Raw genomic sequence first — 12034 nt, forward strand, 5'->3', positions numbered from 1 at the left:
GTCTCGGTCGAGCGAGCGCGCCCGGCTGGGTCTCCCCTCTCACACTCTGCAGTCCTATCTGAGGCCCTCCCGCGCGCCGCGCTCACAACCCCCCCCCCCCCCCCCCCCCCGCTTCGTGGTTTCGATCAGCTCGATCGGCTCGGCTCGATCGGCTCGGTCAGCTTCGGTCAGCCGAGTACCTTCTCCAGCGCCGCCAGCGCCCCCTCCAGCTCCTCACGGGTGATGGTCAGCGGCGGTGCCAGACGGATCGTCGAACCATGGGTGTCCTTGACCAGGATCCCCTCGGCCATCAGCCGCTCGCTCACCTCGCGGCCGGTGCCGAGCGCGGGGTCCACATCGACGCCCGCCCACAGCCCGCGGCAGCGGTAGCCCACGATGCCCTTGCCGGTCAGCGTGGCCAGCCCGTCCCTCAGTACCTCGCCCAACTCCCGTGCCCGGCGCTGGAATTCACCGGTGCGCAGCAGATCGACCACGGCCGAGCCGACCGCCGCGGCCAGCGGATTGCCGCCGAAGGTGGAGCCGTGCTCGCCGGGGCGCAGCACCCCGAGCACCGCACGGTCGGCCACCACCGCCGACACCGGCACGATGCCGCCGCCCAGCGCCTTGCCGAGCAGCAGCACATCCGGCATCACCGACTCGTGCTCGACGGCCAGCGTGGTGCCGGTGCGGCCCAGACCGGACTGGATCTCATCGGCGATGAACAGCGTCCCGGTGCGCCGGGTCAGCTCGCGCACCCCGCGCAGATAGCCGTCATCGGGGATGACGACGCCCGCCTCGCCCTGGATGGGCTCGATGAGGACCGCCGCCGTGGTCTCGTCGACGGCGGCCTCCAGCGCCGCGAGGTCGTTGTACGGCACGACGCGGAAGCCCGGGGCGAACGGGCCGAAGCCGTCGCGGGCCACGGGGTCGGAGGAGAATCCGACGATCGTCGTCGTACGGCCGTGGAAGTTGTCGGCCGCCACCACGATGGTGGCCTGGTCCGGGGCGACGCCCTTCACCTCGTACGCCCACTTGCGGGCGACCTTGATGCCGCTCTCCACGGCCTCCGCGCCGGTGTTCATCGGCAGCACCATGGAGAGCCCGGTGAGCTCCGCCACCCCCTCGGCGAACCCGGCCAGCCGGTCGTTGTGGAAGGCCCGGGAGGTCAGTGTGAGCTGGTCGAGCTGGCGGTGGGCGGCCTCGACCAGCGCCGGGTGGCGGTGGCCGAAGTTGAGGGCCGAGTACCCGGCCAGCATGTCCAGATAGCGGCGGCCCTCGACGTCCCGGACCCAGCTGCCCTCGGCGTCGGCGACGACCACGGGCAGCGGGTGGTAGTTGTGCGCGAGCGAGGTCTCCTCGGCGTGGATCAGCTCCTGCGAGGAGCGAGCCGCGCGGTTCGCGACGGCCGGCCGGGAACCGGGGGCGGTGGAGTCGGAGGAGATGGGGGTGGTGGCGGTCATCAGCGAATCTCCTGTGTGCAGCACTTGATGCCCCCGCCGGCCTTGTGCAGTTCCGACAGGTCCACGGGGACGGGGACGTAACCGCGGTCGGTGAGCTGGTCGATGAGCCCGGTGGCCCGGGGCGCGACGAAGACATGGCGGCCGTCGGAGACGGAGTTGAGCCCGAAGGCCATGGCGTCGTCGCGGGTGGCGATCAGCGCGTCGGGGTAGAGCCGCCCCAGCACCTCACGGCTGCCGGGGGAGAACGCCTCCGGGTAGTAGGCGATGTTCCGGTCGTCGAGGACGAACAGCGCGGTGTCCAGGTGGTAGAAGTACGGGTCCACCAGCAGCAGGCTGATGGTCGGCACCCCGAAGAACTCCTGCACCTCCTGATGGGCCGCCCGGGTGGTGCGGAAGCCGGTGCCCGCCAGGACGTAGGGCCCGGCCGGCACCAGGTCGCCCTCGCCCTCGCACACCGATTCCGGCGGATGGACGTCGAATCCGGCCGCCTTGAACCACCGTTCGTAGGCGAGCTGTTCCGGCCGGCGCTGCGGTGCGTGGAATCGCGAGCCGAAGACCCGGCCCTCCAGGACGAGGGCCGAGTTCGCCGCGAACACCATGTCCGGCAGTCCCGCCACCGGCTCGATGAATTCGACCCGATGGCCGTGGTCGCGGTAGGCGCGGATCAGCGTCTCCCATTGCGCTTGGGCGAGGTCGGTGTCGACCTCGGTGTCCTCACGCATCCAGGGATTGATGGCATACCGCACATCGAAATATCTGGGGGCACAGGTCAGGAAGCGCCGGGGGCGCGGCACACGCGTAAGGGGCAACGGAGGATTCCTCTCGCTTCCGCGGGCGACCGGGGGGATGAATCAACGGTAGAAAGCGGGGGAGAGGGGAGACAAGAAAGGAAAACTGCGCGTCGGCGCACCGATGCTGCGTGCGGAGGCCGGTTCGTGGCGGTTCATTGCGTCGCGGTCGCGGGAGGGGCCGCGCCGGCCTCCGCACTGCCCGTGAGCAGGTGTGACAGCACCATGTAGCTGATCGTCTGGCGGACGAAGGGCTCGGCCCGGATGCGCTCCAGCACCTCCTCGAAGTGCTCCACATCGGTGGCCATGACATGCAGCAGGGCGTCCGCGCCGCCGGTCACCGTCATGGCCGCGATGATCTCCGGATAGTTGCGCACGACCTCCGCGAGGCGCCGGGGTGGCGCGGCGCTGTCGCAGTACACCTCGACATATGCCTCGGTCCGCCAGCCGAGGGCGGCCGGGCGCACCGTGGTGGTGAAGCCGGTGATCACATCGGTCTCCCGCATCCGGTCGACGCGGCGCTTGACCGCGGAGGCCGAGAGCCCGATCGCGGCGCCGATCTCCGTGAAGCTGGTCCTGGCGTTGGCGACCAGCGCCGCAACGATTTTGCGGTCCAGATCGTCGAACGGTACGGACTGGTGTGTCATCATCTATCACCCTTTGCGTCTTTCGCCCCCTGTGTGAAGGGGCCTCTTCCCTGTGCTCAAAACCGCCCCATACTCAGTGAGTGCCTGAGGCGTCTTTTTCTCTACGCTCTTTCAGAAAGATTCCACAAGAGGGGGCGTGAACCGGGGTACGAGCCCCCTTTTCTCCGGGGTCGCGCGGTATGGGCTCCGGGGGTACAAGGGCGGTGCGCCGGAACGGTCGAATCCACCGCGGTGATACGACACCACCTACCGGCCCCTGTCCTCCGGGCGTAGCGTCAACTATTCCACCCGTCCTTTCCGAACGATGAGTGGCTCTCCCGACGGAGACGACTCACCATCCAACGGGGAAAGGGCTTCGAGTACGTCCAACGCCGCGCCGCACGCGCCGAATTCACCTGAACCGCGATTCCGGAATACCGGCGGTCTCACCGTGCATTCGGCGACTCGCCGTACCGGCGGCCCCGTACTCCGGTGTGAGCGAAAGGGACCACCGTCATGACCCTCCTCAGATCCGGCAGGGCGTCGTGAGCCCGCGCCGGCCCCCATCCCGGCCGGCCCCCGGGGGCCCCGGAAACCCACGGGACGCCGTCGTCACCGGCCTGGGTTTCTGCCTCCCGGGCGGCGCCGAACCCGTCTTCACCGCGGCCCAGGTGTGGGATATCGCCTCCCGGGGCCGTTCCGTCCTCGACCGGCACGACAGCCACTACGGTTCGGTGCACCTGAGCGCCGAGCAGTTCGAGGAGCGCCTCCCCGGCATCCCCGAATTCTTCTCCCGCCACTACACCAACGCCCATCGCTACGGCCTGGTCTCCCTCGTCGAGGCGTGCGCCGACGCCGAACTCGACCTGGCCACCGGCGATCTGTGCGAGGCGGCCGTGCTCGTCGGCCGCGGCAGCGTGGACGCCAATGTGGACAGCTATCTCACCCTGCTCGGCATCGACCCCGACTCCGCCACCACCCTCGACGCCCTGGAGATGTTCGTCGCCGCCGAACAGGCCGTGTCCCCTTCCGACGTGGCCGTCGTCCAGGGCGCGCTGACCCGGACCGTCGGCCCCTGCTTCACCGTCTCCTGCGGCTGCTCCTCCGCCGCCGTGCAGATCGGCAACGCCCGCCGCCTCATCGCGGCCGGCGAGACCGACCTCGCGGTGGTGACCGGCGTCGACGTCTTCAACGTCGACCTGATCCGGAAGGGCCAGCGGCTCCTGCACGGCGCCCAGCACGCCTACGACCCGATGGATGCCGCCGGAATGCCCGATCTGCTGCCGTCCTTCGACTCCCTGATGCGCCCCTACGACCGGCGCGCGGACTGCATCAACCACGGCGAGGGATCCGCCACCGTGGTCCTGGAGAGCAGGGAGCACGCCGCGCGCCGCGGCGCCCACCTCTACGGCCAGGTGCTCGCCGCCGCCATGACCCGCGACGGCCTGGCCAACCCGCTCGCCGCCGACGACTCCGGCGCCCAGCTCGCCAGGGCCGTACGCCTCTGCCTGGGCGACCGCTGGCGGATCGAGCAGGTGCCGTACATCAACGGCGCCAGCGACGGCGGCGCGGCCGTCACCGCCATGGAGGCCAACTCCATCAGGGAGCTCTACGGCCCCGACCCCGCCGTGCTGATGTCCTCCCAGGAGGGATGCTTCGGCCACCACGGCTCACCCGCCGGCTGCCTCGGCCTCGCCCTGACCCTGATGATGATGGAGTTCGACGAGGTGTGCCCCACCGCCAACTGCGAACAGCCCGCGGACGGACTCCCCTTCGACCCCGTCCCCGGCACCCGCACCCGTCCCCTCGACTTCGACCACGCGCTCAGCTTCAACTACCAGATCGGTGGCGTGAAGCACGCGATGCTGCTGGGCGGCCCGGACGCCACCTGAGTCCGTGACCCCCGCGGCGATCTCCACCCCACGGCCCCTCACGGCCCCCACCCCGGGCCGAGCACCACCCACGGAGACCCCGATGCGTCAGCACACTCCTGCCCCCGGCCGTTCCCCCGGCCGCATCGCCATCGTCGGCATGGGCTGCCGGCTCCCCGGTGACACCGACTCACCCGCCGCCCTGTGGCGGCTGCTGGCCGACGGACGCGACGCCGTCGGCGAACCGCCCGCCGAGCGCGCCGCGTTCTGGGCGGCCGACCTCGCCACGACCGCCCGGCCCGCGTCCGCACCGCCGGTACGCGGCGGATATCTGCGCGATGTGGCCGGTTTCGACGCCGACTTCTTCGGCGTCTCCGGACGCGAGGCCGACGTCCTCGACCCCCAGCACCGGCTGCTGCTCGAAGTGGTCTGGGAGGCCCTGGAACACGCCGGAATGCCACCCGACCGGCTCGGCTCCACCGCCACCGGCGTCTTCGCCGGGCTCAGCTACAACGACTACATGAACCGGCTCGACCGGCACCCCCGAGAGCTGGAGGGCTCCGCCCTGGCCAACGGGCACTGCGTGGCCACCGGCCGGATCTCCTACCTCCTCGGGCTCCACGGCCCGTCGGTGGCCCTGGACACCGCGTGTTCGTCCTCCCTGGTCGCCGTCCACCTGGCCGTCCAGGCGCTGCGCGCGGGGGAGTGCGATCTGGCGCTGGCCGGCGGGGTCACCCTGATGTTCGAGCCGCGGATCACCCGCTCGTTCGACCGGATGGGCATGCTCTCGCACACCGGCCACTGCCACGCCTTCGACGCCGCCGCCGACGGCTTCGTCCGTGGCGAGGGCTGCGGCATCGTCGTCCTCAAACGTCTCACCGACGCCCTGCGCGACGGGGACCGGATCCTGGCCGTGCTGCGCGGCTCGGCCGTCAACCAGGACGGCCACTCCGACGGCCTCGCCGCGCCCTCGGCCGCCGCCCAGCGCGCCCTGTACGAGGAGGCACTCGGCCGCGCCGGCGTCGACCCCGCCGACGTCGGCATGGTCGAGGCCCACGGCACCGGCACCCCCGTCGGCGACCCGGTCGAATTCACCAGCCTCGCCCAGGTCTACGGCACCGGCCGCGACCGCTGCGCGCTGGCCTCGGTCAAGACCAACCTGGGCCATCTGGAGCCCGCCGCCGGTGTCACCGGGCTGATCAAGGCCGTGCTGTGCCTGCGCCGTGCACACATCCCGCCCAATCTGCACTTCACCCAGTGGAATCCCGCCATCGCCGCCGAGGGGACCCGCTTCTTCATCCCCCGCGAGCTCACCCTGTGGCCGGTGCGGACCGGCCCCCGGCTGGCCGCCGTGTCCTCCTTCGGCTTCTCCGGGACCAACGCCCATGTGGTCCTGGAACAACCACCCGCACCCGCGCCCCGTCCCACACCGCCACGCCCCCGGCCCGCCACCCGCGCCGTTCCGCGGGTGTTCCTCGTCCCCGCCGGATCCCCGGCCGTGCTGCCCGGCGCCGCCCGCCGGATGGCGGACTGGGTGGAGGGCGACGGCGCGGACACCCCGCTGCGCGACATCGCCCACACCCTGGCGCTGCGCCGTGGCGCCGGGCGCGGACGGCTCGGCGTCACCACTACCTCACGCGCCGAACTCGTGGGCGCCCTGCGGGCGTTCGCCGACGGGCAGGCCCACCCCGCCGTGGTGAGCGGGGCCGTGGGCGCCGCGGTCTCTCGTCGGCCGATCTGGGTGTTCTCGGGACAGGGCTCCCAGTGGCCCGGCATGGGGCGGCGGCTGCTGGAGACCGAACCGGCCTTCGCCGAGGCGCTCGCCGAGGCCGACGCCCTCATCGCCGCCGAGTCCGGATTCTCGGTGCTCGACATCGTCCGCAGCGGTGCGCCGGTGACCGGCTGCGGCCGGGTGCAGCCCGTGCTGTTCGCCCTCCAGACCGCGCTCGCCGCCACCTGGCGCGCCCATGGCGTGGAGCCCGCCGGGGTCATCGGCCACTCCATGGGCGAGGTCGCCGCCGCCGTGGTGGCCGGGGCGCTCTCCCTCGCCGACGGGGCCAAGGTGATCTGCCGCCGCTCCGCGCTGCTCACCCGCGTCGCCGGAAACGGCGCCATGGCCACGGTGGGCCTCGGCGCCGACGAGGTGCAGGCCGAACTCGACAGCGGCGGCGCCGCCGAAGCCGTCACCGTGGCCGTGATGGCCGCGCCCGGTTCCACCGTGGTGGCCGGGGACACCGCACACGTCGAACGGCTCGTTGCCGGCTGGCAGGCCCGCTCCGTCCCCGCCGCGCCGATCGCCGTGGACGTCGCCTCGCACTCGCCCCAGGTGGACCCGCTCCTGGCCGATCTGCGCACCGCCCTCGCCGACCTCGAACCCCGCCGCCCGGACGTGCCCTTCTACACCACCGTCCTCGACGATCCGCACACCACGCCCGCCTTCGACGCCGACTACTGGTGCGCCAATCTGCGCCACCCGGTCCGGTTCTCCGCGGCCGTCGCCGCCGCCGCGGCCGACCGCCACCTGGTGTACGTCGAGATCTCCCCCCACCCGGTCATCACCCACCCCGTCCTCGCCGGTCTCGCCGGTCTGGTGGACGACCCCGTCGTCCTGCCCACAATCCGCCGCGAGGCGGACGAGCCGACCACCTTCCGGACCCATCTGGCCGCGCTGCACTGCGCGGGTGTCCCCGTCGACTGGTCCGTGCTGTACCCGGACGGCGCACTCGCCGACGTACCGCCCATCACCTTCGACCGCACCCGCCACTGGGCCGACGCCCCGCTCCCCGCCCCCGCCGATGCCGCCTCGACCGGTACGCTGCCCGGCGCGCACCTCGAAGTGCCCGGGGACCCCGTCCGCCACTCCTGGCGCGCCCGCACCGGCACCGCGGCCCTGCCCTGGCTCGACGACCACCGGGTGCACGGCGCCCCCGTCCTGCCCGGCGCGGCCTCCTACGCCCTCGCGCTCACCGCCGCCTGCGAGGTGTTCGACGCCGGGCCCGAGGAGGTCGAGGTCACCGATCTGCACTTCCGTGAACTGCTGCGGCTCGCCGATCACACCGAGCTGTCCACCACGGTGACCCTCGCCGCCGCCGACCGCGCCGAATGCGAGATCTTCGGGCGCGACGAGGACGGCGCCTGGGCGCGGCAGGCCACCGCGGTCCTCCGCAGACTCGCCGTACCACCGCGCTCCCGCGCCGCCTCCGTCCGTACCCTCGCCCTGCGTCATCCCGCGCCCATCGAGGCCGAAGCGCTGTACGCCAATCTGCGGGCCCGGGGCGTGGCACACGGCCCGGCGTTCCAGGGCATCACCGAGGTGTCCGCCTCCCGCCACGGCGACAGCTTCTGGGCCCGGGTGCGGATCCCCGAGGCCGCCCGCGAGCCCGGACACGGGCTGCGTGTCCACCCCGTCCTGGTCGACCTGTGCGCTCAACTGCTCATCGCCGGGCTGCTCGACGAGGGGGACCGGCGGCTGCTGCTGCCCGCGCGGATGCGATGCGTACGCGTCCTCGGCGACCCCGAGACCGCCGTGTACTGCCACGCCCGGCTCGCCGAGACCACCCCCGGAGCCACCGTCGGCCACGTCCGACTGCTCGACGCGGACGGCCGGCCGGTCCTGGCCGTCGACGGGCTGCGCATCGTCCACCGGGCCGCGGAGCGTGCGGCCGAGGTCGACCAGTGGTTCCTCGAGGTCGGCTGGCGGCGCGCCGCCCGGCCCCCGGCCACCCGGCCCCCGGGGCGGTGGCTCGTCGTCGGAGAGGCGGACGGCACCGCCCGCCCGGTGGCCACCGCCCTGCGCGCCGCCGGAGCCACCGTCCGGGTGTGGGAGGTGCCCCTGGCCGACCAGGGGCTCGACGCGTTCCGCGACGCCCTCACCAACCGGCTCACCCGCCCCGGGGAACGGCCGCGCGCCGTGGTGTTCGTCTGCGGCCCGCACCCCACCGGGGGCGGCGCGGAGGACGGGCTGCGCCGCACCCGCCGGCTGCTCGCCGCCGCCCAGGCACTCACCGCCCGCTTCCCCGAACCGCCCCGCCTCTACGCCGCCACCTCAGGCGCCCGCACCGTGGCGCCCGGCGACCCGGCCGACCCCGGACAGAGCGCGCTCCGCGGACTTCTGCGGGTGCTCGCCCTGGAACACCCCGAGCTGCGGGCCACCTCGGTGGACACCGACCCGGCCGCCCCGGACCAGCTCGCGGACACCCTCGCCGCCGAACTCCTCGCCGACGGCCCCGAGGACGAGATCGCGCTGCGCGACGGCGCCCGCTACGCCGCCGAACTGGACCACGCGCCCCTCACCGACACCGAACGCACCACCGCCGCCGCCCGCACCGTGCGCTGCGGCACCGACGGCTTCCGGCTGCGCGCCGGCCGCCTCGGCGACCTCGGCAGCCTGGAGCTCACCACCACCCCCCGCCGCCCGCCCGGACCCGGTGAGGTGGAACTGCGGGTGCTCGCCGCGGGCCTGAACTTCCGTGACGTCCTCACCGCCATGGGCCTGCTCCCCGGCGACGAGGACATCCGCTACCGTCTCGGCTTCGAATGCGCGGGCGAGGTGAGCGCGGTGGGCCCCGGCGTCGACCACCTCCGCGCCGGTGACCGGGTGGTGGCGGCCGATGTGCGCGGTGGCGCCTTCGGCTCCTTCACCGTCGTCCCCGCCGACCGCACCGCGCCCCTCCCCGAGGGCCTCGACCCGCACACCGCCGCCGGGCTGCCGATCGCGTTCCTCACCGCCTGGTACGCGCTGCGCCACATCGGCCGGGTGAGCGCGGGGGAGCGGGTGCTGATCCACTCGGCCACCGGTGGCACCGGGCTGGCCGCCATCGCGGTGGCCAGGCTGCTGGGCGCCGAGGTGCTGGCCACGGCGGGCAGCGAGGAGAAGCGGCGCTTCCTGCGGGGGATGGGCATCGCCCGGGTGATGGACTCCCGGTCGCTGGACTTCCGCGACGAGGTCATGGAGGCCACCGGGGGCGAGGGCGTCGACGTGGTGCTCAACTCCCTCTCCGGGGCCGCCATCCGGGCCGGTCTCGAGTGTCTGCGCCCCTTCGGCCGCTTCGTCGAACTCGGGGTCCGCGACATCCTCTCCGACGCCCCGCTCGGACTCTCCCCGCTGCGCCACAACATCACCTTCTCCACCGTGGACCTCAGGGAGCTCCAGCTGGACCGCCCGCGGGAGTACGCGGTGATGCTGCGCGAGGTGCTCACCGCGATCGGCGAGGGCCGCCTCAAGCCACTGCGCTGCACCACCTATCCGCTCGCGGAGGTCACCGACGCGTTCCGGCAGATGGCCGGCGCACGCCACATCGGCAAACTCGTGCTGACCATCCCGCAGGAGGGCCAGGTCGACGCGGTGCTGCCCGACGGGCCGCGCACGGTGCGGGACGGCGGGACGTACATCGTCACCGGCGGTCTGCGCGGTCTCGGACTCGCCACCGCCCGCTGGCTGGCCCGGCAGGGCGCGGGTCACCTGGTGCTCAACGGACGGACCGCACCGGCCGGCGCCGCCGCGCGGACGCTCGCCGAGCTCTCCGCCGCCGGCACCAGGATCACCGTCGTCACCGGCGACATCGCCCGCCCGGACACGGCCGAGCGGCTGGTGGCCGCCGCCACCGCCGACGAGGGGGCCTCCCTGCACGGCGTCGTCCACTCCGCGATGGTTCTCGACGACGCGGCCGTGGCCAACATCCGCGAGGACCAGCTGCGCCGCGTATGGGCGCCGAAGGCCACCGGGGCGTGGCGGCTGCACCAGGCCACCGAGGGACACCGGCTCGACTGGTTCGCGGTGTACTCCTCGATGGCCTCCCTGCTCGGCAACGCCGGACAGGGCGCCTACGCGGCCGCCAACGCCTGGCTGGACGGCTTCGCCGCCTGGCGCTCGGCGCGTGGCCTGCCCACCCTCGCGGTCAACTGGGGCCCGTGGGGCGAGACCGGAGTGGCCACCGGCTTCGCCGACCGCGGCTACCGGACGATCCCCACGGACGAGGGGCTGCGAGCGCTCGGCGCCCTGCTGGCCCATCGGCGGGTGCGGACCGGGGTGATCCCCGGCGAACCGGCCACCTGGATCCCCGCCACCGGCCGCCGGTCCTCCCTGTTCGCCCCGCTGCTCCCCGGCGACGACACCCCGGCGGCCCCCCGGGAGGGCACCGACGACATCCGCGCCCGGCTGGCCGCCCTCCCCGCCGGTCCGGCCCGCCGCACCGCGCTGGAGTCCTATCTCACCGAGCACATCCGAGCCGTGCTGCGGCTGAGCAGCGCCACCCTCGATCCGCGGACCCCGCTCAAGTCACTCGGCTTCGACTCGCTGCTCGCCATGGAGCTGCGGGTGCGGCTGGAGACGGGGCTTGGCATCAAGCTCGCGGGCAACTTCGTCTGGCGGCATCCGACCGTGGAGGCCCTGGCCGCCGGACTCGCCCGGCAACTGGAGCTCGATCCGGCCGACCGGCCGGAGGAGCGGCTGGGCGCCCCGGGCTGACGGGCCCGTGGGATGGCCATGGCGCCACCGGCGGGCGGCTACGGACGGGCGTCCGGGCGCTCCGCTGGATCCGGGGCCGGGCGGGCCCAGGCGCTCACGCCCAGCTTGCCGGTGGTGCCCAGGTCGACAAGGTCGGGCACGGTCTGCGCGTCCGCTCCGCCGCCGTTCGGCGCGATCTTCAGATAGCGCCCGTCGGCGGCGGGGCGCGTCACGTCCGTCACCAGATTCCGCCACGCCAGCCGCGCCACCGCCCGTTCGCCGGGCTTCAGCCGCACCGGCCCGGTGGCCGTCTCGAAGCCGTCGAGGGTGGCGATGGCCGAGGCCCCGTGGCTGACCGTGACCTCCAGTGGCTCCAGGTCCTCGTCCAGCACCTGGACGGACGGATGGCCGCTCACCGTATAGGCGCGGGTGCCGCAGTTCACCAGCTCGATCTGCTGCACCCGCAGCCCCATCGCCGCGTCGGCCTCCGCGGCCCGCAGCAGCACCCCCGAGTCGGGGCAGGCCGCGGGAGCGGTGGGGGCGGGGGTGTCCGGGGTGGCGGTGGGGCCCGCCGGGCGGGACGTGGCCTCGTCGGGCACCGCGGCCACTCCCGACGAGGACTGCGTACCGCACGCGGTGAGCAGACCGGCCGCCGCGAGCGAGCCGAGCAGCCGTCTTCGGCGGTGCCGGGCGGCGCTCCGGAAGAGGGGCGCCCGGGGTGTGGTGATCGCGTCCGTGTCCATGCGGCTCAAACAGCCCCCAACCCCGGCGGGCTGTTCCCCGGTGGACCCAACGGCCCCGGTTCGGCGGCACCACCGCCCCCGTGGGCCCCCGCGTTTCCCCGACCTAAGAGCTGTATGGCGCG

At 73.6% G+C, this 12034-nt stretch carries 6 protein-coding genes; 2 read left to right on the top strand and 4 right to left on the bottom strand.

The genetic code is table 11. The features are described from left to right. Positions 1–167: 167 nt before the first annotated feature. The 3 genes from rocD to ACFXB5_RS42125 all read right to left on the bottom strand — a co-directional run bounded on the left by rocD (position 168) and on the right by ACFXB5_RS42125 (position 2874). Positions 168–1439: an ornithine--oxo-acid transaminase gene (rocD, locus tag ACFXB5_RS42115; protein ID WP_385218796.1), complete on the bottom strand. Its 1272-nt coding sequence runs from the start codon at positions 1437–1439 to the stop codon at positions 168–170. Then, entirely contained in the window at positions 1439–2248 is an 810-nt protein-coding gene (gene ddaH, locus ACFXB5_RS42120; protein WP_137981510.1) for a dimethylargininase, read from the bottom strand. The genes rocD and ddaH overlap by 1 nt, the downstream gene beginning before the upstream one ends. A gap of 134 nt (positions 2249–2382) precedes the next feature. Next, entirely contained in the window at positions 2383–2874 is a 492-nt protein-coding gene (locus tag ACFXB5_RS42125; RefSeq protein WP_020866202.1) for an Lrp/AsnC family transcriptional regulator, read from the bottom strand. Between the two features lie 524 nt (positions 2875–3398). Here ACFXB5_RS42125 and ACFXB5_RS42130 point away from each other — a divergent pair. Both ACFXB5_RS42130 and ACFXB5_RS42135 read left to right on the top strand, forming a co-directional pair. Then, positions 3399–4745 carry a beta-ketoacyl synthase N-terminal-like domain-containing protein gene (locus ACFXB5_RS42130; RefSeq protein ID WP_385218798.1) on the top strand — a complete coding sequence of 449 codons (1347 nt, stop codon included), beginning with the start codon at positions 3399–3401 and terminating at the stop codon, positions 4743–4745. 82 nt (positions 4746–4827) lie between these two features. Continuing rightward, the gene (locus ACFXB5_RS42135; protein WP_385218800.1) at positions 4828–11190 is read left to right on the top strand and encodes an SDR family NAD(P)-dependent oxidoreductase; all 6363 of its coding nucleotides are present in this window, start codon (positions 4828–4830) and stop codon (positions 11188–11190) included. Positions 11191–11228: 38 nt separating this feature from the next. On the opposite strand, the gene ACFXB5_RS42140 is transcribed toward ACFXB5_RS42135, so the two are convergent. After that, positions 11229–11912, bottom strand: a complete 684-nt coding sequence (locus tag ACFXB5_RS42140) for a DUF4232 domain-containing protein (protein ID WP_385218802.1) — start codon at positions 11910–11912, stop codon at positions 11229–11231. Positions 11913–12034 lie beyond the last annotated feature (122 nt).

Origin of the sequence: Streptomyces sp. NPDC059455, from assembly GCF_042750115.1 — a bacterium.
Taxonomy (GTDB): Bacteria; Actinomycetota; Actinomycetes; order Streptomycetales; family Streptomycetaceae; genus Streptomyces; species Streptomyces endocoffeicus.